The sequence below is a fragment of the Acinetobacter sp. 226 genome (genome assembly GCF_048147925.1).
GTDB classification, from domain to species: Bacteria; Pseudomonadota; Gammaproteobacteria; order Pseudomonadales; family Moraxellaceae; genus Acinetobacter; species Acinetobacter pecorum.
This window is the reverse complement of the sequence record NZ_JAYWYX010000035.1, coordinates 1-22,223: the sequence shown is the minus strand read 5'-3', so window position 1 is coordinate 22,223 and position 22,223 is coordinate 1. Positions and strand designations below refer to the sequence as shown.

Here is a 22,223-nt window from a genome sequence, read left to right as displayed (position 1 = left end):
ATCGCAGCTGTTAAAGTTGTTTTACCATGGTCAACGTGACCAATTGTGCCCACGTTAACGTGTGGCTTATTACGTTCAAACTTAGCCTTAGCCATGTTAATCTTCCTCGTTTACGTCGAACACAATTCTGAGTAAAACCCAGCTCCGACATATCGTTTAAAAAAACCGAACATCAAATACTTGAAAAGCAGACTAAATAGCCTGCTTTTTGGAATTTCTTTGCAACTAGAGTTGCTAAACTGTAATCTGGAGCTCTTATCGAGATTTGAACTCGAGACCTCTCCCTTACCAAGGGAGTGCTCTACCACTGAGCTATAAGAGCAAATATTAGTACTTCAATGGAGCGGGAGACGAGGGTCGAACTCGCGACATGTAGCTTGGAAGGCTACCGCTCTACCAACTGAGCTACTCCCGCACGATGTTGGTACAAACCACTTATTGAAGTCTTAAAATTGGTGGTGAGGGAAGGATTCGAACCTTCGAAACTTTCGTAGCGGAGTTACAGTCCGCCCCCTTTGACCGCTCGGGAACCTCACCATTTTTTACACTTACATCAGTGCTATTCTTTACTTTACACTACCAAACTTCTAAGATGGTGCCGGCACACGGATTCGAACTGTGGACCTACTGATTACAAGTCAGTTGCTCTACCAACTGAGCTATGCCGGCGTTTCTTAGTGTTTCGTACGTTTCGTATCGGAACGGTGTGCAGTTTAGCAAAACTCAGAAACCATGCAAGTGTTTTTTTCAAAAAAAACCTCAAAAACTCATAAAATCAAACCATTTGATGATAATTCAACCGCTTTGATCACTGCGCGAGCTTTTATTTGGGTTTCATTCCACTCTGATTCAGGATTTGAGTCGGCAACCAGCCCTGCTCCCGCCTGTACATAGACCTTATTTTCGCGAATAACACAGGTACGAATCGCAATCGACATGTCCATTTCGCCATGCCAACCTAAATAACCAACAGCACCACCAAAAATTCCACGTTTTACCGGCTCAACTTCGTCAATAATTTCCATGGCACGGATTTTTGGTGCGCCAGAAAGCGTACCTGCGGGGAATGTTGCCTTAAAAACATCCAAAGCATCAACATCATCACGTACTTCGCCCTGGACATTCGAGACAATATGCATGACATGTGAATAACGCTCGATCACCATTTGATCAGTGACTTGCACTTTGCCTATTTTAGCAATGCGTCCCACATCATTACGTCCCAGATCAATCAGCATGACATGTTCAGCAATTTCTTTTTCGTCAGAGAGTAAGTCCTGCTCAAGTGCCAGATCTTCTTCTTTGGTTTTGCCGCGTGGACGGGTCCCCGCTAATGGACGAACTGTGGCAATTCCATTTTCCAGACGGGACAGAATTTCCGGTGAAGAACCGACAATATGGAACGGCGTATTATTTTCTAAAGTCCGGCCTTGCACCAGAAACAAGTAGGGTGATGGATTAAGATGACGCAGTGCACGATAGACCTGCAGTGGATCACCATCAAAATCAGAAACCATCCGGTGACCAGGAACGACCTGCATCACATCTCCAGCACGAATGTACTCTTTAACTTTTTCTACCGAGGCAATAAAGTTGTCATGTCCAGTAAGGGACTCAAAATGCGGCGGGGTATGTTTTTCTGCTTTCAGGCTAACCGGCGTTGCCAGAATATGCTCCAAGTCATCGAGCTGCTGCTGTGCCTTCTGATATGCTCCAGAATCAGCGGCATCGGCATGCACAATCAGAAACAAGGTGTCTTTCAAGTTATCAAACACGATGACAGTTTTAGACAGCATCATCCAGATATCGGGTAATCCGACCGGATCAGCTTCCGGTACATTTTTTAACTTCGGCTCGATATAGCGCACGGCATCATAGCCAAAATAGCCTACCAGACCACCAGTAAAGCTTGGCAAGTCCGGCAATTCTGCCTGGGTAGGCACCTTAAATTGCGCCTGAAAGTCACGAATATATTGAAATGGATCAGCACAGTGCTGTTTTTCAATTGAAGCATCTGCATGCTGTACCGTCAGTTCGCCTGCATTGCAGGAAAATACGGTAGATTCACCTAGTCCAATAATCGAATAGCGCGCCCAGTTCTCCCCGCCTTCTACGGATTCAAATAAATAAGCCTGCTGATGCTGCTTAAGGCGTGCAAAAATAGAAAGGGGTGTATCGGTATCTGCCAGACGCTGACGATAAACAGGAATGAGATTATAGCCTTGTGCAGCAAGTTGCTGGAATTGTGCTTGAGTGGTCATGCGGTTTTTCTCTTTAAATTAGGGTTACTCAGTATGTAAATAGAATTGAACTGAGCGACGCCATCGAAAAACCTTACAACTATTCATTTTCTTTCCTTAGTACGCGTATTAGGCAAGTAACTCTCTAAGATCATCCACAATCTGCTGCGGCTGACAATCTGCAATATTTTCACCATGATTATAGCCATAGCTGACCACAACACAATCAATCCCGGCGCGGCGCGCAGCTTCGACATCATTGGAGGAGTCGCCAATCAGCAACACCTGTTCGTTGCTTACGCCATAATGTTCAACACAGTGCAGCAACTGGCGTGGGTGTGGCTTACGTTCAGTAAAACGGTCGCCACCAATGGTATCGGCAAAATAATGGGCCATATCCAAGGTATCCAGAATACTACGAGCAGGAAGTTCAGGCTTGTTAGTGACACAAATCAGGATTTTACCTTGGGCTTTGGCCCAATCCAGAAATTTCAGGACTCCTGGAAAAGGAACGGTATCTACACAGGGATCAACATTGTAGATATCCAGAAAGGTACTTAAGAGTTCCTGATGCTGTGCCGGCGTAACTTCGCCCACCAGATGCTGAAGTACACTTTCACAGAATATCGAGGTGCCCTTGCCCACCCAGGTCCGTACCTGTTCTTCGGTCACCAGCGGCAATTGCAGCACGTTCAGGCTCATATTCATGGCGCGATACAGATCATGAGCTGAATCCACCAGCGTACCATCCAGATCGAACAAGATCAGTTCACGCTTTTCTAATTGTGCAATAGACATCCCGATCCTCTTTTATAATGTGCGCAGCCACAAAAAAGGCATGCGCTATGCATGCCTTGATTGTAACCAATCATCAGCTTATTTGAACAACAACCAAGCCATAATTGCCAAAATAATCAGCACAATCACTGAAATCAAACCAACAGATACATTTTTCTGGGTTTCTTTTTCCTGTTCTACACATGATACAGGCTGCTCAACCGGAACTGGCGCTGGCTCAGGTTTTACTGCACTAATATCTACGTTTTCTGGAATAGGTGCCGGTTTTGGAATACCAACACTGGTTGGCATACCGTCACGGGTCAACTGTACCGAAGCATCACGCTGTTTCAGTTCCGGCATTCCCTGATCATTCATTTTCTGGGCAGGTGTAGGCTCCGCCACTTCAACCTGTTCCACAACTTTTTCTGCTGTTGCTTCAATTTCTGCTGGAACCTCTACCGCAGCCACAGGCGCCAGTACCGAAAATTTCAAGCTGGCGAACTGAACAATGTCATCCTGCTTTAATAAGGTTGCCTGTTCAATCTGTACATCATTAACAAAAGTACCGTTGGATGAACCCAAATCCTGTACCCAGAGCGCACCATCTTTCAGTAAAAATGCCGCATGTTTACGGGAGATTTCCGCAGCCTGCAACACGATATCTGCTGCCTGATGACGTCCTACCACCATGTCACGGTCAATGCTAATTTCCTGTCCTGTTAAGTCGCCTGTGATTGCGTGTATTTTCCAAGTCATGAAAGTTACTTCTCTGTTCTCTTTGACATTATCATAACATGCTGTCTACAAATGAGAATGTCTTAGCTTTTTGGTCTAAGTGTAGTTGTTGTAACGGTATTTTTACTTTTTTCCACCTGCTGGACGGGTTGTACTACTTGACGCTGAATCACAGGCTCAATCGCCACCGGCGTGACGATTACATCAGCGGGCTGGACCTGAACAGGAGCTGTCGGCACAGTTTGATAGGTCGAGTTTTGTAGTGGCGTTTTCGATACTGGAATTCGCTGCTGATATACATCTTCAACACTTTCTGGCAATTTGGCAAAGTTTCCATCTGAGTCTAATGCAAGTTGCAGACTATATAATTGGCTATAGCGTTGCTGGGTCAGTCTGTGCACTGCATTTTTATCGCCCACGATAGTTGGATGGATAAAGATCAGCAGGTTACGCTTCTGGTTAGATTGACCTTCCGAACGGAACAAACGTCCAATTCCGGGAATCGCACCCAGGCCAGGTACGGCCTGACGGCCATAGCGGGTATTGTCCGAAATCAGCCCACCAAGAACAATCGTTTGTCCATGTTCAGCCAGAATCGAGGTTTTAATCGCACGCTTGCTCGTCACCAGATCCTGTGCCTGTCCTTTACTACTCTTGACATCAGACACTTCCTGTTCGACTTCCAGACGTACCGTGCCATCTTCACCAATATGCGGAACCACCTTTAAAGTGACACCGACATCTTTACGTTCAATAGTGGTATAAGGATTGACCACACCGCCAACCCCTGTGGACACTGAGCCGGTGACAAAAGGTACGTTTTCACCCACCACAATATAGGCTTCTTCATTGTCCATGGTCACAATGGAAGGTGTAGATAACAGATTAGACTTGGTACTTTCTTTTAAAGCCTGAATAATCGCTCCATACAGACGGCGCGAACCATCACTGCCTTCACGATAATCACCCAGTACCAGTGAACTGCCAGCTCCGATTGAGCTTAGTGCGCCAGCACCGCCACCCGTCAGATAACCGGCCGCAATATTTTTCAGGCTAGTCCCAAAATTATCAAAATTAACCAGGCCAACACCGCTGCTGATATCGCCCAAAGCCCACTGTACCCCAAGCTGATCGGCATCGGTGCCTTCAATTTCAATAATGGCCGCTTCAATCAATACCTGTTGACGGCGGATATCGAGCTGATTAATCGCCGATTCAATTTCCCGCATCAGTTGTGGATCGGCTTTCACCACCAGAGAATTTTGGGTCGCATCAGCAATAATACTTACCCCATTGGCATTAAAGCTGCTAATCCCACCCTGTTCATTATTCATGCCTGAATTCAGCTGAATCCCTGAAGAAGAGGTAGGGTTTCCCGTATTATTCCCGCTATTGCTATTATTTAAATCACTGCTGGAGCTGAGTAAAGACGAGCTTGATGAGGTCGTACCCGAATTTGAATTACTGCTCACCGCCTGTCCGGTCACCAGTCCCTGCAAGATTTCTGCAAGATTCTTGGAACTGGCATATTTCAGACGAAAAACCTTTAAGCCACCTAAACGGTCTGCAGCCGGGACATCCAGGGTTTCAATAATCTGCCGCACCCGCTTACGTGTGGTGGGATCGCCCTTGATGATGATCCGGTTGGTACGTATATCGGCAATCACCCGTACCCGTGAGCCCTGGACATCCTTGGCCGCACCAGTTGACGTCATGGACTCAATCAGGCTAATCATTTCTTCTGCCTGACTGGACTGCAAAGTCACCGCTTCAATATCATTCTGGCCTGTACCATCCAGATTCCGGACTATAGTTTCCAGCTGGTAAATATTGCTGGCACGATCCGATACAATCAGGGCATTGGTACCCGGTACTGCAGCCAGATGGGCAAATTGCGGCATCAGGGGACGCAGTGCAGGAATCAGGTCATTCGGATTGGTATTTTCCAGCCAGAGCACCCGAGTCACAATCTGGTCACCCCGGGCACGGCTTCGAGGATCGTAGGGAATACCTGAGTTTTTAACATTACTGTCCGGAATCAGCTTGATGGTATTGCCGGAAGGAATCGCCACTATGCCATTGACATTCAACACGCCTAAAAACAGGTCATAGACTTCATTTTTATTCAGTGCTTTATTGGAAATGACCGTCACATTGCCACGCACCCGCGGATCGACTGCGAAGTTCTTGCCAGTAATATCTGCCACTTCATTAATGAATGCAGCCAGGTCAGCATCCCGAAGGTTGATTTTCCAGGTTTGCGCATAAGCTGCCGTACTGACTACAGCCATCAGTGGTGTCGCCACACAGAAGGCCCACGCTGATCGATTATTATTAAATAAAGCCATAAACTTATGTGTTTCCTAACCCTATATGTGATGACACATCACTTAAAATCTTGTTGTATGGTCATCACCTGATCACCACGTTTTATTTCGAGTTTAGCCTGACCTTCGCGTCGGGCCTGTTCCAGCAATTGTGCTTCTGTCTGTCCCTGGCTTAAAGTTTGGCCATTCAGAGACAATATCCGGTCTCCAGGTCTCAAGCCCAGCCGATTACGCAGTGCGGCCGGTGTGCGGGCCGTCACCTCATACCCGCCTTCCGATGATGCATTTACCCCCATATTCTGTAAATACTGTTCGCGGTTTTCCTGCATCTGCTGGATTGCCCGACCAATTTCATTCTGAGGGGAAACAGTATTTTCCTGTCCTGCACCGCCGCCACCCGGAGGACTCATAGCAGGAGCTGCTTGAGCTTCAGGTATGACGGGCTGATTCAGGCCATTTTCCAGCCCTTTAAAGAAAACCTCCTGCGTCGCTCCGCCAGAACGGCGCAGTACTACCCGATCCCAGTACACCTCAGCCAGTTCCAAGCCACTGTTGCCCAGCTGATCTCCTACCCGGTACAGCTCCGCCTGATCATTGATCTTGATGACCGCAGACGAGTTATAACGTGGATTAGCGACCACCACACCTTGTAAAATGATATTCGCGACTTCCACCACGACTACACTTTGCACACTTTCCTGAAACAGAGAAAATGTACCGATATTCGGTATTTGCGGCTGTTGTGAGCCCAGCTCGACCCGCTCCAGCTGCATCGCCTGTGGAGGAGCCACCAGCAGCCAGAACAGTGCAGCCAGTTTCCAGCACAAATACAGGATCAGCAGCAGTAAAACCACAGGTGCAGCACGATTTACCTGTTTAAGGTCAATATTTTTTAAAGCTTCAAGTGAAACTGCCATCAGTTAATGCCTCCCATAAGAGGCTGACGGGTACTAATCACAAAAGTATCCAGTCCTGCTTTACCCTGATAGGATGGGGCATTCAATAAAAAGCGCTGGGTGAGCTGGATATCCAGCATCATGCCGGGATCAAGCTTGATATTCAGCATACGTTGCTCACGGCTATCGCGGACATCGAGTAGCAACTGTCCATTTTCCTCGGTCAATGTGCCGGTCAACGCGGGGATGTTTATGCGCTCCTGGCGCTGGGCAAAGGTATAAATCAGCTCGCCACCCGCCCATTGCATTTGTCCGGCCACCTGACTAAAACCCTGCTGTGGCTTATATTTAAAATCCAGATCTTTAAATTGGATTGCAGTGCTTGGCCATTGCCAGTCCGCAATTTTTTTTAAGGTTTCAGCAGCAACCTGCCCTTCAAGATTTTTCACAATAAAAGATTTATTCAGACCATAGGCCATGATCCCGGAAAGCTGAGTATTGCCACTATGTATATCCACATGTGCCCCAACTCGCAGCAACAGTAAATCCAGAGGCCGCACTTTCCAGTTCAGACTGCCCCGAAGATTACCTTTTTTCCAGTCCGCACTTCCTTGCCAGATATTTCCGTTTACATTATGCAAAGTCTGGTTATTTTTATAAAATTTTGAAATTAACCAGGCTGCTGGCACTTGTAATACCACAAAAACAAAAAATGCAACAAGAGCAAGGATCAACCATCTTAAAGTTTTCGGTTTATTGCTCATCCCCACCACGACCAATCACTCAAGTCCAAATCCTCATTTATAATTTTTTCCTTATACCTACACATTATGCACACTTTTCTCCTAACGCCAATTCATAGATATAAAAAAACCAAGCAGGGATGCTTGGTTTAATTATCATAGTCTGTCTGTATGACAGACTAATGACGAAATCAGATAGGAGCTTAGATCAGGAAATCGTCCAGCTTTGCACCTTTTTCCAGTTCTGCCACCAACCAGCGTGGTTGTTTACCACGGCCAGTCCAGGTGTCATCCGGATTGGTTTTGCTACGATAACGTGGTTCAACCGACTTGCGTGACGATTTCTTACGTTTAGATGCACCAAATTCCAGCAACTGCTCAACAGTCATACCAACTTTCTCGGCAACTGCCAAGATTTGCTGATAAGCATCTTCAATTTCCTGATCTTTTTTTAAAGCAATAAGTGATTCTGCTTCTGCTTGTAAACGTTTTAACTCTTCTACTGATAAATGAGTAATATCTGGCATAAGGCTCTCCGAAAAATAATATTATTCGTTTTATTAAATAATAACCCCATCATATTTATATTAAATAAAACATTCAATATAAAATCTTGAGGCAACAACAATAAAGTTTAAAAAAAATTACAAATCAAAATAATTCATTCATTTTTAGATTTTATGTTGAACAGTTAATTCAATTGCTTTGATCTTTTCACGAATATAATCTGGAATTGGAGTTTTCTGCATGGTTATTTTATCTACGCAAACAATCACTGCTTCAGAAGTAGCAACAATACCCTGCTGTTTTTCACTCCATAATAGATATTGCATTCTGACTGCACTATTTCGGATTTCTTCAATACGCGCTGCAATTTTCAAATGATCAGGAAAAACCACGGGGCTTAAATAACGGCACTGATTTGAAGCGACTACTGTAATTACTGATTCATTGTTTAATTCCAATAAATTCAAATATGCCAGGCGGGCACTTTCGACATAGCGGTAATACATGGCATTATTGACATGTCCCAAGGCATCCATATCACCCCATGCTATAGTTTGCTCATAAACAACTGGGTATTGGTCTAATTCCGACATTATTATTCTCAAGTCTTAATTTCTATAAAGTTTACATTGGATTCAAATACTGCATTCAGCTGCTGCAGTAAGTCCTCCCGATCCTGCAAGGCAGCTTTAATTCTTAAATAACTCATACGAATATCATCGGGATATAAGTCGAGTAGTTGCTGGGCTTGATCTGTATGGCCTGTCGCTTGCAGTACATGCCACTTTGCAAAGCTTAAAATCGGTAATGCCGGATATTTCGCCTCCCAGTACGAAATCTGCTGTGCAATCGCATTATAATCCGGATTTTGCCGTAATAACTGTTGCTGGAACCACAAATAAAAAATATCCTGATTAAACTGCTGCTCCATCAAATGAATTGCAAGCACCTCATGCTCAGCACTCATTTCCGGCATTCTAAATAATAATTTCAACCATAATAATTTTATTGAATAGTCACGATCAAATATTTGCGGTTTTAAATCTAAATAACGTTGCTGTAAATAAAATAAATCTTCCTGTGTGGCTTGATCATAGGCTAGCAATAATTGTTCAAGCCATATTTTTTTTACTTTCTGGTCTAAATGTCCGTATTGGGTCGAGCGTAAATATAACCAGGGAAACTGTATGGCAAATACCCCCCATAACGCAACAAGACGCTGTTCATAGGCTGATTTAACCTGAATTAACCAAGGTGATAATTCATGCTGATTTAAAAACTCTAAATGGGTGAGTGCTTGTCCACCTTGTTGTTGTGATAAATAAATTTCAATCCGCTGCAATTCTGCCAATTCAAATGCCATTGGGCTTGACTGATTCAATGCAGTTAATGCCTCATTATACTGCTGCTGCCCCCAAGATAAACGTGCATCTATAATATGCTTGAGTAAGCCCGATTTACTAAAAGACTGCTGAATAAAATCCCGCTGATCCTGTGCAGCATTTAATAACCAGATAACTGCCAGTTGTTCATAAGGATGTAAGCGGGAAAAACTAAATACTGTTTCCGTCTTACGCTGTTCACGATTGCGATATTGCTTGATGGCATACCAGATGCACTGTATCAGAAAACTTACGCTCACCAGGGATGCGGCCAAAAACCAGACTGTGGTCTGCAGCTGCCATTCACGCCAATATAGATAGACATAACCCGCCCCATGTCCATAACTGAGGATACTTAGCCCAGCAATGCCAAGTAAGCATATAAATAAATAGGCCTGCAGAATCTGTTTCATAAGCAATTAGCCCACTAGGGTACGTGTGTTCAATAATGGAATCGGAGTGATCGGTGTCGCCTTGATCTGTTTCAGCTGCTGAATCCATTGCTGGCTCTGCGCATCTGGTAATTGCTCCAAGACCTCAATCACCGCATTCAGAGCCTGCTGAAAAGCGACAGATTGATCTTGCTGCAAGGCACTCTGTGCAATAAGCAAACGTAGCTGGGCTTCTTTAAGTACCAGATGCCGTTGCATCAAGACTGTACTTGGCTGATCTGCAGATTCGATCTGAATCCAGCGCTGCCAGAAAGAACGTTGAGACACTGGCGGTTGACGATATGGCTTCTGAATTTCCTTTTCAATTTCAGCATCCATCTTCACCAAAACTTCTTTTAATTTGCCTTGCTGCACCAATCGGTTATTCACGAATTTTTTCAGCATGTCCTGATCTTTTGCAATCACTTGCTGCAAACTGCTCACCAAAGCGGGCGCCAGAACATAATCATCCAACTCATTGGACAACTGATTTAATTTTTCAATGGCGGTGGCGTATTGTTGCTGTTGCAATGCAAATTCGATCAGGTCCAGATGTTGCTGTACCAAGGCAATATCATTCTGCATTTCAGCCGCTATCGGCTCCCCTACGGGTGCTTTTGCTGCAGTGACTCCAGTCTTTTCCTGCTGAGCAGAAATCTGGCGCTTTAAAGCCACGAACTGATCATTAAGCATGGCATTTTGCTGCTGTAACTGACCAATACTCTGCTGCAATTCAGTCTGTGCTGTATTCAGAACATGCAGGTCATAGCTAAGCTTGACGAGCCACGACAAACTTAAGATGAACAATACAATGAATAGTTTCTTCATGCGTTCCCTAATATCAGCCCCATTTTCTGCAAGATTGTGTTTGCGTCTAAATCATCGATTTGTACGAATTGAAAACTTGCCTGATGCTGCTGTTGATATTCCCCAAGAATAGCGGCCAAACGTGGCCCCAAAACCAAATAACAGGCTCGCTGTATAAACTCCGCATCCTTTTGCAGGAGTGTCAGCCAGTTTAACCAGCTCGCTTCACTGGTGATCAGCACCGCAAAATGCTGCTGTGCCTCAAGCAATCCCAGGTTCTCTGCCAGAGTTTTTGCCGCCGTTTCAGGACATTGCCGCCGGTACAAAATAAAGTTTAAAACTTTAATATTGCTGGCACGTAAATGATCCATCATAAATTGACGGCCACCCTCTCCGCGCCAGAAAGCCACACTCGAGCCAACAGCCAGCTGTTTCAGCACCGGCAATTGCAACATACCTTCCGAGGTTTCAACTTCTGGTACATCACTGTGAATACCGTATCTCGCTAGTGCGTCTTCAGTGGCCTTACCTACCGCAACCCAATGTACCTGCCCCAGAGCCGATAACTCAACGCCCGCCTGTTGCAAATATTGCATGCCAATTTTGACTGCCGTCGGACTGACTACTACAATAATCTGTACCTGTTCCAGCTGCTGATACAAGTGCAACAGCTCATCGGAATAAGGTATGGCATGCAGCTCGAGCAGAGGCAATTCTAAAACAGCAACCTGCGCTGCCTGTAACTGCTGGGTCAAGCTTATAGCACGGTCACTGGGGCGGGTATTAATCAATAACATCAGTTTGAATAAATTGTTTTGAGCAACTCGCCAGCCCCTTGGTCAAGCAAGTCTTTTGCCAGCTGTATCCCCAATTGTTCAGCATCCGCAATTTTCCCAGTCTGCTGTGCTCGAAGCAAAACTGCTCCATCGATACTGCCTACACGACCTTCGATTGAAATCACACCCTCTTTGAGCGTGGCATAACCTGCAATCGGCACCTGACATCCGCCTTCCAGATAGGCATTAAAGGCACGTTCGGCACGTACGCAAGCATCTGTATCTGCATGCAGGAGTGGCTGAATCAAGTCCAGCACTGCCTGATCATGAGTACGACATTCCAGGCCCAGCGCACCTTGACCCACGGCCGGCAAACTGATTTCAGGTGTCAGGGTATGACGAATACGTTCTGCCAGACCTAAGCGTTTTAAACCGGCACTGGCCAGAATAATCGCATCATAATGACCTGCATCCAGTTTGGATAAACGCGTGCCGACATTACCGCGTAAATCGATAATGTCCAGATCTGGGCGCTGTTTTAAAATCTGGGTTTTACGGCGCAAACTTGAGGTTCCCACTTTGGCACCATGTGGTAGTTCATCAAAGCTGGCATAAGTATTCGACACAAAAGCATCCAGTGGATCTTCACGTTCACAGATCACTGCCAGACTTAAGCCTTGCGGCAAAGCCATCGGAACATCTTTCATGGAATGTACGGCGAGATCTGCACGACCATCCAGTAAGGCGGCTTCTAATTCTTTTACAAATAGTCCTTTTCCACCAATTTTGGCCAGTGGCGTATCGAGAATTTTATCGCCCTGTGTAACAAAAGTGACTAACTCGACCTGCAAACCAGCGTGCAAATCTTGTAGGCGCGCACGGATATGTTCCGCTTGCCAAAGCGCAAGTGGACTTTGTCGAGTTGCAATTTTTAGGGTCTTCATAAATTTCAATAGCAGTTAATGAGAACAATAGTCTAAACTTAACCTGCTCACTTGAAAATGCAAGTGAATTTATACAAGTTTCAACTGAATGCTCTCACTTGCCCCCTGCTAAAGCTTTTGAATCCGGTCTCTTAAGAACGGTAAATGTCGCCGGCTCACTGCTAAACGGTCGTCCAGTTCACGACAACGTACCTGATACTGACCTGAACTCACCACTTCCAGACCATCCAGATAATGCACCGAGATCAAGGCATTACGATGAATCCGGATAAACTGGTCCCCAAACTCCTGCTCTAGCTCCTTTAAGGTTTCATCAATCAGTACACTGCCATTTTTATGACGTACAGTGACATATTTCTGATCTGCCAGAAAATAATAGATATTTTCAACTGGCACCAATTCCACACCACGATAGGTCTTTGCCGCAATCTGCTGGCGGCTGATATTGATTTCTTCCATATTTTCTTTTTGTTTTAGTTGGCTCATTTGAGCTTGGGTAAGTTTAGTTAAGTGCTCTAAAACCTGTGCCAATTCCTGTTGCATCACCGGTTTAAGCAAATAGCCTTCGGCATTTGATTTAAATGCATCCAGCGCATGTTGATCATAAGCCGTACAAAAGACAATGGCCGGCATTGGATCCAGTTGACGCAAATGTTGCGCACAAGCCAGTCCATTCATTTCAGGCATTTGAATATCTAATAAAATGACATCGGGTTCGTACTGGTGAGCCAGATCAATCGCCTCACGACCATGGCTTGCTGTCGCCACCACATCATGCCCCAGCTGAGAGACCAACCGTGATAAACGCTCGACGGCCAGAAGCTCATCATCACAAATCAGGATGTCCATTTCTCCTCCTTCCCCAGTTAACATTATCAAATCAATGATAAAGCCAACTGCGATTTCTTTGATTTATTTTTATTTATATTGATATCGCACTACCGTCGTAAACATCCCTTCGCCGGCAAAGGTCTGAAAAGTCACACTGGATCCGTAATAAGCTTGCAGACGCTGTCTGACATTTTCTATTGCAATACCATGTCCCTTTTTTAAAGTTTTATTATCCTGTGCATAAGGGTTGGTTATGATGATATTAATTTGATTTTGCAATATTTCAACCAATATGCTTATGGTACTCTTTGTGAGAATTTTTTCAACTCCATGGAAAATACTATTTTCTAGCAAAGGTTGTAAAGTTAATAATGGAATTTGAACTTGTGAGTATAAGTCTTTGTTTTCTAACTTCCATTCTACCTGTAAGCGTTCACCTAGACGGATCTGCTCAATCTCCAGATAACGCTGGCACAGATCAATTTCCTCCTGCAGGCTGACCAGTTTTAACTCCTGAAAACTGGCGCGAAACAGCCGTGACAAATTCAACAGCATGTGCTCGGCTTTATCCGGATCAATACTGATCAGGCTGAGCACACTGTTCATGCTGTTAAACAGAAAATGCGGCTGAATCCGCGCCTGCATGGCCTGAATCCGGGCATTCAGCTCACTATGTTGTTGCTGCTCCCATTGCTCACGCAAATAAAGATAGCGAAAACAGAAAGTTCCCAGCAAAATTCCCAGACTTAAATGGAGTCCGGCCTGATCCAGAACAATTGCCAGGTTTAAATCCTGAAAATTAAAATTCTGCCCAAAATGTATCAAAATATTCAGATTCACTGTGGTCAGCAGCACAATTGCCTGTAACAGTAAAAATCCGGAAATTAACGCCAGCTTAATGCCCATACGCTGAAAGGCTTGATGGAACAATTCTACCAATGCTGCAAAACATAACAGCACCCAGTTGATATACAGGATATATTGCAGCAGGTGCATTCCATTCAAAGCCTGCCAAGACTGTGCTTCTGCGAGTGCTAAAATCATGGCCAGAATATTGCCGCCAACAAAGAGTTCCAGCAAATAGTGCAAATTGCCGATCTGGCTAAAAAAATAGGAATTTTGCGTTTGTTCGTTCATCGATGCGAAAGATTGAGCAGATGTGACTTCGGCAATGGGCTTTGAATTTGTTATACTCTTTTTCGTTCTACTGCTTTTAATCTGATTGAGCCGACATGACCACATCTTCTAATTCCTCTAATCCATCACACGCCCAGACTTCGGGTATGTGGGGCGGTCGTTTCTCTGAAGCGACTGATGCTTTTGTTGCTGAATTTACAGCATCTGTTCAATTTGACCAACGTTTTTATAAACAAGATATTGCAGGCTCGATTGCGCATGCAACCATGCTGGCAAAAGTGGGCGTACTGACCGATCAAGAACGCGATGACATTATTGAAGGTCTGACTGCAATTCAAGCCGATATTGAAGCAGGCAAATTCGAATGGCGCATTGATTTAGAAGATGTACACATGAACATTGAGTCACGCCTGACTCAGCGTATCGGTATTACTGGTAAAAAATTGCATACTGGTCGTAGCCGTAATGACCAGGTAGCCACGGATATCCGTCTTTATGTGCGTGATGAAATTGATGCGATCTTAGAATTACTGAAAAAATTACAAAAAGGTATTTTAAGCCTGGCAGCTAAAAACACCGACACCATCATGCCAGGGTTTACTCATTTGCAAACTGCACAGCCAGTAACTTTTGGCCATCATCTCATGGCCTGGTTTGAAATGCTGGTACGTGATTCAGAGCGTCTGATTGATTGCCGTAAGCGTGTCAACCGTATGCCGCTTGGTTCTGCTGCACTTGCGGGAACGACTTATCCAATCGACCGTGCTTATACTGCTGAACTGCTAGGTTTTGAAGCGGTTGCTGAAAATTCTTTAGATGCAGTATCGGATCGTGACTTTGCAATTGAATTTAATGCTGCTGCATCTTTAATCATGATGCACTTGTCACGTATGTCTGAAGAACTGATTCTATGGACTTCGGCGCAGTTCAAATTCGTCAACATTCCAGATCGCTTCTGTACTGGCTCTTCCATCATGCCGCAGAAGAAAAACCCGGATGTACCTGAACTGGTACGTGGTAAAACCGGTCGTGTCTATGGCGATTTGATGAGCCTGCTAACTTTAATGAAAGGCCAGCCGCTAGCCTATAACAAAGACAACCAGGAAGATAAAGAACCATTGTTTGATGCCATTGATACCGTTCGCGGTTCACTCATGGCATTTGCCGACATGATTCCTGCGCTGGTTCCAAACATTACCGAAATGCGCGAAGCAGCATTACGTGGTTTCTCAACTGCGACTGATCTGGCTGATTATCTCGTGAAAAACGGCGTGGCTTTCCGTGATGCACACGAGATTGTAGGTAAAGCGGTTGCACTCGGCGTTCAGGAAGGTAAAGATCTCTCTGAACTTAGCCTTGAACAACTGCAACAGTTCTCTGACCTGATTCAGGCAGACGTATTTGAAAAAGCCCTAACCCTTGAAGCTTCGGTGAATGCCCGTAATCACATTGGTGGTACTGCACCTGCTCAGGTGGAAGCTGCGATTGCACGTGCTTACACTCGCCTAGAAAACCTTTACGCTTAAGGAAGACCGATATGTCTCGACAAGTATTTTGCCGTAAGTATCAACAAGAAATGGAAGGCTTAGACTTTGCACCCTTTCCGGGGCCAAAGGGTCAGGAACTGTTTGATAACGTGTCGAAACAGGCTTGGCAAGAATGGCTAAAACACCAGACCACGCTGATTAATGAAAAGCGTTTAAATGTGTTTGAACCTGATGCGAAAAAGTTTCTTGAAGAACAGCGTGAAAAGTTCTTTAACAATGATGAATCATTGGAAAAAGCCGAAGGTCTGAAGCCTGAGGCGTGATTTAGCGGAGCACTGCTCCGCCACGCCGCAAGACAAGTAGCTATGCTGTGCGTAGGCTTTAATTTAAAAGAATCCCTCATCTTTGGGGGATTCTTTTTTATATGTTGCTTTAAAAATTACGCAAGACAAGCGCTGAAAGCGCGCGTAGGCGTTAATCAAAAAAGAGTCTCTTTTGAGACTCTTTTTTATTCTTAACATGGCCTTTTTTTCTATAAACCAGGCGAAGTGCCCAGTATTAACAGTTAAAAAATCCTGTTACAGGCTTTTTTCTCTTGATCTCCAGACTACTCCGCTCCCCACAATATCAACCTTCAAAATGTATGTAGGCTTTACGCTGGAAAGATTATCTTTTCAGACTTTTCCTTATTCTAGAAGCTTTGCACTGGCATGAACTGGAATATTAAGAATAGGTTAATAAAAGCACACTAAAGAAGTTATTCCTTTAGTACTGAATTTTGCTTATCCCTCTTATCTGCTTTGTAATGATGGGCCAAGAACTGAATTAGCCAAAAGCATTTTTACCTACTCTATCTGCTTAAGATAGTCAGCTACTATCCTGCTGAAAAACATTCAGATTTGTATCAAAATTAGAAATTGTAAATTCAATATACAGAGCAATCACAAAACACAACAATCTGCTACAAGAAGTCATATGATTTTGAAAAACTGGCTCTCTATAATGAGTCCTAAGAAGATGAGACATCTTTGAATAACTATAATAATAAGTAATAAATACCCCGATTTAATCCCAGTCCTTCCCCCAAAGGCTGGGTATTTTTTTACCTGTGATTTGTCCATTTTTTACTGATTCATACCCATAAAAAAAGCCCCTTTTCCAGGAGCTTTTTTATTTGGATTATTTCAATTAAGGCTGTTTCAGATATGGCCAAGCCGCTTTCAGATAAATAAACATTGACCATAAAGTGAGGACAACTGCTGTATATAGCAAGGCATATGCCAGTATTTCCAGCGGTGGCCAGTTCAGCAGGAATACGGTAATGGCGATCATCTGGAACGCTGTTTTGTATTTTCCAACAGTTGAAACCGCAACATTGGTCCGTGCACCCAATTCTGCCATCCATTCACGCAAGGCTGAAACAGTAATTTCACGGGAAATAATTACAATCGCAGCAAAAGCCATCGACATGGAAGGCTGCCATTGCACCAGTACAATCAGTGCAGCCGCCACCATTAATTTATCTGCAACCGGATCGAGAAACCGCCCAAAAGCGGAAGTCTGATTTAATGTACGTGCCAGATAGCCATCAAACCAGTCCGTTACCGCAGCCACCACAAAGATCGTGGTTAAAATGATATGCCGCGTCATATCGGGGTTATGAGCATCAAAGCCCATTGCAGGTGGCCAGTAAGCCACCAATAAAAATACCGGAATAAGAGCGATACGCGCCAAGGTCAAGATATTTGGAATATTCAGGATACGACCTGTAGTCATAGACACCGCCAATTGTTCCCCTCATGTACGATGAAAATGCACACTTTTTTAGAGGTTTGATCCATCATTAATAGGCTTCACTTTATACGAATTGACCGAAAGTGTCACTAGGCAAACACCGTCACTGTTTGTCTTGCCATCGCAATCAGGCGATTTTCGGTATCCCACAGACAAGCATGTTCTGTCGCATAACCATCTGCAGCATGATCAGTAAATACTTTATATTTAAACCAATCATGCAATTGGTGTTGCACCGGATGCACATACGTCACGGTCCAGGTCAAGCTACTTGCAGGTGCCATTTTTTTAAACATCGGTAACACCCCGGGTGGCCAGATATCAAAAATAGCCATCAGGTCTGCGACCAGAAATTCACGGTTACGATGCTTTTCGGGATGAAAACGGCACCAGCCGCTAAAGTCTGGACGAGGGCTGCCACTACAGGGCAGATTGACATCCGCCCAGGCAATTTCAAAATGGTTATAACAGTCTGGCATGCCATAACCCGCAGGAATCTGAAACAACTGCTCTGGCGCAGCAAAGTCAGGAGCTTGGGCTTGTTGCTGCACCTGAATGGCGGAATCCCGGGAAATTCCAAAACTGGCAACCAGAATACTTTGCACGGCATCATCCTGCCATAAACGTACTTCAATAGTCGTCACAGATTTACCCTGCCGCAGGATTTCAGCCGTCAACCGTACTTTGGCTTGCTGAATCGGGCCGACAAAGGTCACGCTACAACTCAGCAGATGCTTGGCAGGATCATTGATCTGTGTAACCGCTTTTTGCATCATCATCGCGGCAGCCAGACCACCATACAGGGTACGGCCCTGTAACCATCCCTGTGGAAATTCCACCCATTCCTGTTCGGCAATTTGTGCATAAAGTGCATGCAAAGACATGTTGGTCCCTCAGTAAGTCTTGATGCTTAGTATATTGGGCAAAATTCATCAGGTTGTGAATGTCACGTGACCCAAGCGTCAATGCGCACTTTGGCCCTTGCATTTAAGTCACGCGTCATTCATGCAGTACTTTATAAATCATTCTGGCCATGACTGAACCCAGTCCCGGCACCATTTGCAGATCTTTTTCTGAGGCTTTCAGCACCCCTTGAATTCCGCCAAAATGGGTCAGCAGGTCACGACGGCGTTTTGGTCCCAGCCCCGGAATGACTTCCAGCACTGATGAACCCCGTTTCTTGTCACGTTTGGCACGGTGCTTGGTAATCGCAAAACGGTGTGCTTCATCACGCACCTGCTGAATCAGATGCAGCGCCTTATGATCCTCCGGTAATTGAATTTTACTGCCATCGGTAAAGTGCAGGGTTTCCAGACCGGGCTTACGTCCCTCACCTTTGGACACACCAACCATAAAAGCATCCAGTCCCAGTTCCTGCATAACTTCCATCGCCATGTGCAATTGCCCCTTGCCACCATCAATCAGCAGCAAGTCTGGCAACAGGGCTTTTTTATAACGACGGGTCAGCGCCTGACGCATGGCAGCATAATCATCGCCCGCCTGAATATCCTGAATGGAAAACTGGCGATAATCGCGCTTGCGCGCGCCACCACTATCAAAGACCACACAGGACGCCACGGTATCTTCGCCCATGGTATGTGAAATATCGAAGCACTCGATCCGGTCTACAGGACGGCCGACCACCTGCTCCAGCTGATGAAAACGCTCATTTAATTCTATATGATTGGCTAGCTTGCCCTGAATCGCGTGCTGTACATTCATCTGCGCCAGTTCCAGCCATTCGGCCCGGGTTTCGCGGACTTTAGACTTGATCTGGATTTTCTTGCCAAAATGCTGCGACAGTGCTGCTTCCAGTTCCTTACGATCAGCCACTTCCAGATTGACAATCAGTTCAGCCGGGATTTCATCTGCCACCTGAAAATAAAAATTGGCAATAAAATCGGCCAGCATTTGCCCCAGGTCATCACTAAGCATATCCGGGAAATAACTTTTCCCACCCAGCATTTTACCGTTGCGCACATGCATGATCTGCACACAGGTCACGCCGGCCTGATAAGCAATCGACAGGATATCGGCTTCGCCTTTGAGCTTATAAATCGCCTGCTGTGACTGTACCTCTCTTAACAGCGCCATCCGGTCCCGATAGAACACCGCTTTTTCAAATTCCAGCGCTTCAGCGGCCGCTTCCATTTTTGCGATCAGTTCCTGATTCAGCTCCTTGGTATCACCCTGCAAAAAGCGGATCGAGTTATCGACATCTGCCTTATAGTCTTCCGGAGAAATAAATCCGACACAGGGCGCAGAGCAGCGTTTGATCTGGTATTGCAGACATGGCCGGGTCCGGTTGGCAAAAAAACTGTTTTCACAGGAACGCACATTGAACAGTTTTTGCAGCACCACCAGAGTATCCCGTGCCGTATAAGCACTCGGATAAGGTCCAAAAAACTTGCCCACCTGGTGCTTGCCCTTGCCACGTCCACTGGCTAAACGCGGATAGGGTTTATCTGCCGAAACAAAAATATAGACATAAGATTTGTCATCACGCAGCATGATGTTATACGGTGGATGATGCAGCTTGATCAGGTTCTGTTCCAGCAACAAGGCTTCAGTTTCAGAACGTACCACCAGGGTCTGGATATCATAAATCCGTGCCACCAAGGCCTGGGTTTTGGGATGATCCAGCGTTTTGACAAAATAGCTGGAGACCCGGTTTTTCAGGTTTTTGGCTTTACCCACATACAATAATTCGCCGTCTTTGCCATACATCCGGTAGACCCCGGGCAGGCTGGTCATATTCGCCAGGATTTTTTCAATATGGGGGCGTGCGTTTTCGTTCACCTAAAGCCTATTTTTCACCTACAATCTGCAGATATATGTGATGATTGTTGCGTCATTTTCAAGCAAAAACACAAAATTCCCCTGAAGCTGCCACCTAATCTTAAAGTTCCTGTCGGGTTATCCCCCCAATCTATAATCCTCACGACATAAACTGATTGTTAAAAGCTATAAATTTCAACCTTTAACTTTGTTATGCTCAAAAAGTCTAGTTTTGAGATGATTCGCATGACCATGCAGCAATCGGACATTCATATTGTTCAACCCTCCACTTCCACCCATCACCTGTCTGAACGTGATCGTCTGATTGGCAAACCGCGTTTTCATTTCGAGCCAAATAATGTAATGCAGCTGCTACGTGAACGGATTATTGGGCAGGATGCAGCCCTGAATGAAATTGAAAAAATGCTGCATGTGGTCAAGGCAGATTTTTCCAGTCCGGATCGCCCTTTGTCGGTGACCTTGATGCTGGGCCCTACTGGCGTCGGTAAAACTGAAACCGTACGTCTGATTGCCGAAGCGATCTATGGCCGCCCGGATGCCTTTTGCCGGATTGATATGAATACTCTGGCACAGGAACATTATGCAGCGGCTTTGACCGGTGCACCGCCGGGTTATGTCGGCTCCAAGGAAGGTCACAGCCTGTTTGATGAAACTGCGATTGCCGGCAGTCATACCCGGCCCGGCATCATGCTGTTTGATGAACTGGAAAAAGCCAGTAACGAAGTGATTCGCGGCTTGATGAACGTGCTGGATACTGGCCGGCTGACCTTGACAGCGGGCACTAAAACTATCGATTTTCGCAACTGCATGGTCTTTATGACCAGCAATGTCGGTGCACAGGCAGCGCAGCAATATCTGGATAAACTCAGTTACCTGCCACAGAAAATGCAGGCCTTGTGTTTAAAACGGGTGCCCACCCAGCGCATCATTGAAAAAGTCATGCAGCGTAAATTTGATCCCGAGTTTCTGAACCGGATTGACCGCAGTCTACATTATCAGGCGGTACAGCATGATGCCCTGCCACGTCTGGTCGAAATTGAACTGGATAAACTGAACAAGCGCTTGCAACATCAGCAACGCAGCGTGCATTTAAGCGCTTCAGCCAAAGCCTATTTCTATCAGGGTCATGATATCCGTTACGGCGCCCGGCATTTGGGCCGCAAGATGCGTACCGAACTGGAGCCAATTCTGGCGCTGTCTTTTTTAAACCAGCCCGAGCAATTGAGCCTGCACCTGGACTGTATTAAGGCACAGCTTGTGGTTGTACCTGAGCAGGCAAAAGCTTAACTAAGGTAGACTCTCTCTCCGTTTTTATTTGGTTGGAGGGCCTGCATAAAAGTAGTCTGATTTTTGGGTGAAACCAATATAAATTTCTGCACGCCCGCATCCGTATAGTCAATCCGTAGACGCTTTAAGGACAAGGCTGGTGCAATAATAGAGTGCTCGGTGGGCTGAATGGATTGGATTGCACTTAACGGAATCTTCCAGCTTAACCACAGGCTTTTTATGGTCAATACCCCATTGTCCACCAAATATAGTCAAATCATTATAAAACCAATACAATGGTGCAATGAGTTATTCAGAACATTTTAGACGTAAAATTTTAG

The 22,223-nt window shown here is 45.2% G+C and carries 22 protein-coding genes and 4 tRNA genes; 3 read left to right on the top strand and 23 right to left on the bottom strand.

The features are described from left to right. The 19 genes from VXP95_RS14090 to VXP95_RS14000 all read right to left on the bottom strand — a co-directional run. A partial coding sequence (locus VXP95_RS14090; protein WP_017397055.1) for a GTP-binding protein occupies positions 1-95 on the bottom strand: 95 nt, incomplete at its 3' end. A 152-nt stretch (positions 96-247) separates the two neighbouring features. Next, positions 248-322, bottom strand: a tRNA-Thr gene (locus VXP95_RS14085). A 17-nt stretch (positions 323-339) separates the two neighbouring features. Further along, positions 340-415, bottom strand: a tRNA-Gly gene (locus VXP95_RS14080). Positions 416-453: 38 nt separating this feature from the next. Beyond that, a tRNA-Tyr gene (locus tag VXP95_RS14075) sits at positions 454-537 on the bottom strand. 56 nt (positions 538-593) lie between these two features. Then, a tRNA-Thr gene (locus VXP95_RS14070) sits at positions 594-669 on the bottom strand. 98 nt (positions 670-767) lie between these two features. Next, positions 768-2,261: an anthranilate synthase component I gene (gene trpE / locus VXP95_RS14065; protein WP_416712252.1), complete on the bottom strand. Its 1,494-nt coding sequence runs from the start codon at positions 2,259-2,261 to the stop codon at positions 768-770. A 108-nt stretch (positions 2,262-2,369) separates the two neighbouring features. Then, the gene (locus tag VXP95_RS14060) at positions 2,370-3,038 is read right to left on the bottom strand and encodes a phosphoglycolate phosphatase (RefSeq protein ID WP_144724835.1); all 669 of its coding nucleotides are present in this window, start codon (positions 3,036-3,038) and stop codon (positions 2,370-2,372) included. Between the two features lie 78 nt (positions 3,039-3,116). Next, on the bottom strand, positions 3,117-3,776 hold the full coding sequence (locus VXP95_RS14055; protein ID WP_416712251.1) for an FHA domain-containing protein: 660 nt from the start codon (positions 3,774-3,776) through the stop codon (positions 3,117-3,119). 62 nt (positions 3,777-3,838) lie between these two features. Continuing rightward, a complete protein-coding gene (gene gspD / locus VXP95_RS14050) occupies positions 3,839-6,103 on the bottom strand; it encodes a type II secretion system secretin GspD (RefSeq protein WP_416681155.1) in 2,265 nt (754 codons plus the stop codon). Between the two features lie 38 nt (positions 6,104-6,141). Further along, complete coding sequence (locus VXP95_RS14045) at positions 6,142-6,999, bottom strand: type II secretion system protein N (RefSeq protein ID WP_416681156.1); 858 nt, start codon at positions 6,997-6,999, stop codon at positions 6,142-6,144. After that, positions 6,999-7,742 carry a type II secretion system protein N gene (gene gspN, locus VXP95_RS14040; RefSeq protein ID WP_064102646.1) on the bottom strand — a complete coding sequence of 248 codons (744 nt, stop codon included), beginning with the start codon at positions 7,740-7,742 and terminating at the stop codon, positions 6,999-7,001. Before gspN ends, VXP95_RS14045 begins: the two co-directional genes overlap by 1 nt. A gap of 182 nt (positions 7,743-7,924) precedes the next feature. Beyond that, positions 7,925-8,248, bottom strand: coding sequence for an H-NS family nucleoid-associated regulatory protein (locus VXP95_RS14035; RefSeq protein ID WP_416681158.1), 324 nt, complete (start codon positions 8,246-8,248; stop codon positions 7,925-7,927). 144 nt (positions 8,249-8,392) lie between these two features. After that, positions 8,393-8,821, bottom strand: coding sequence for an acyl-CoA thioesterase (locus VXP95_RS14030; protein ID WP_416712250.1), 429 nt, complete (start codon positions 8,819-8,821; stop codon positions 8,393-8,395). Between the two features lie 8 nt (positions 8,822-8,829). Then, on the bottom strand, positions 8,830-10,023 hold the full coding sequence (locus tag VXP95_RS14025; RefSeq protein ID WP_416712249.1) for a heme biosynthesis protein HemY: 1,194 nt from the start codon (positions 10,021-10,023) through the stop codon (positions 8,830-8,832). Between the two features lie 6 nt (positions 10,024-10,029). Further along, positions 10,030-10,869 carry a hypothetical protein gene (locus VXP95_RS14020; RefSeq protein ID WP_416712248.1) on the bottom strand — a complete coding sequence of 280 codons (840 nt, stop codon included), beginning with the start codon at positions 10,867-10,869 and terminating at the stop codon, positions 10,030-10,032. Beyond that, positions 10,866-11,645, bottom strand: coding sequence for a uroporphyrinogen-III synthase (locus VXP95_RS14015; protein WP_416712247.1), 780 nt, complete (start codon positions 11,643-11,645; stop codon positions 10,866-10,868). Before VXP95_RS14015 ends, VXP95_RS14020 begins: the two co-directional genes overlap by 4 nt. Continuing rightward, positions 11,645-12,568 carry a hydroxymethylbilane synthase gene (hemC, locus tag VXP95_RS14010; RefSeq protein ID WP_064094989.1) on the bottom strand — a complete coding sequence of 308 codons (924 nt, stop codon included), beginning with the start codon at positions 12,566-12,568 and terminating at the stop codon, positions 11,645-11,647. The genes VXP95_RS14015 and hemC overlap by 1 nt, the downstream gene beginning before the upstream one ends. A gap of 108 nt (positions 12,569-12,676) precedes the next feature. Further along, on the bottom strand, positions 12,677-13,417 hold the full coding sequence (locus VXP95_RS14005) for a LytR/AlgR family response regulator transcription factor (protein ID WP_416712246.1): 741 nt from the start codon (positions 13,415-13,417) through the stop codon (positions 12,677-12,679). A gap of 69 nt (positions 13,418-13,486) precedes the next feature. Further along, positions 13,487-14,641 (bottom strand): sensor histidine kinase, encoded by a 1,155-nt coding sequence (locus VXP95_RS14000; RefSeq protein ID WP_191731070.1) that lies wholly within the window; start codon positions 14,639-14,641, stop codon positions 13,487-13,489. On the opposite strand from VXP95_RS14000, the gene argH reads away from it, so the two are divergent. Both argH and VXP95_RS13990 read left to right on the top strand, forming a co-directional pair. Next, positions 14,632-16,062 (top strand): argininosuccinate lyase, encoded by a 1,431-nt coding sequence (argH, locus tag VXP95_RS13995; RefSeq protein ID WP_171486390.1) that lies wholly within the window; start codon positions 14,632-14,634, stop codon positions 16,060-16,062. The two genes, VXP95_RS14000 and argH, sit on opposite strands and share 10 nt — an antisense overlap. A gap of 11 nt (positions 16,063-16,073) precedes the next feature. Continuing rightward, positions 16,074-16,346 carry an oxidative damage protection protein gene (locus VXP95_RS13990; RefSeq protein ID WP_064094993.1) on the top strand — a complete coding sequence of 91 codons (273 nt, stop codon included), beginning with the start codon at positions 16,074-16,076 and terminating at the stop codon, positions 16,344-16,346. 865 nt (positions 16,347-17,211) lie between these two features. On the opposite strand, the gene pgsA is transcribed toward VXP95_RS13990, so the two are convergent. The 3 genes from pgsA to uvrC all read right to left on the bottom strand — a co-directional run bounded on the left by pgsA (position 17,212) and on the right by uvrC (position 20,616). Then, positions 17,212-17,799, bottom strand: coding sequence for a CDP-diacylglycerol--glycerol-3-phosphate 3-phosphatidyltransferase (gene pgsA, locus VXP95_RS13985; RefSeq protein ID WP_064094994.1), 588 nt, complete (start codon positions 17,797-17,799; stop codon positions 17,212-17,214). 107 nt (positions 17,800-17,906) lie between these two features. Next, on the bottom strand, positions 17,907-18,701 hold the full coding sequence (locus VXP95_RS13980; protein WP_064094995.1) for a thioesterase family protein: 795 nt from the start codon (positions 18,699-18,701) through the stop codon (positions 17,907-17,909). A gap of 115 nt (positions 18,702-18,816) precedes the next feature. Continuing rightward, entirely contained in the window at positions 18,817-20,616 is a 1,800-nt protein-coding gene (gene uvrC / locus VXP95_RS13975) for an excinuclease ABC subunit UvrC (protein ID WP_064094996.1), read from the bottom strand. Between the two features lie 225 nt (positions 20,617-20,841). Between uvrC and VXP95_RS13970 the strand changes: the two genes are divergently transcribed. Next, complete coding sequence (locus VXP95_RS13970) at positions 20,842-21,903, top strand: AAA family ATPase (RefSeq protein ID WP_064094997.1); 1,062 nt, start codon at positions 20,842-20,844, stop codon at positions 21,901-21,903. Here the strand turns inward: VXP95_RS13970 and VXP95_RS13965 are convergent. Continuing rightward, on the bottom strand, positions 21,900-22,145 hold the full coding sequence (locus VXP95_RS13965) for a PH domain-containing protein (RefSeq protein ID WP_416712245.1): 246 nt from the start codon (positions 22,143-22,145) through the stop codon (positions 21,900-21,902). The two genes, VXP95_RS13970 and VXP95_RS13965, sit on opposite strands and share 4 nt — an antisense overlap. Positions 22,146-22,223: the final 78 nt, after the last annotated feature.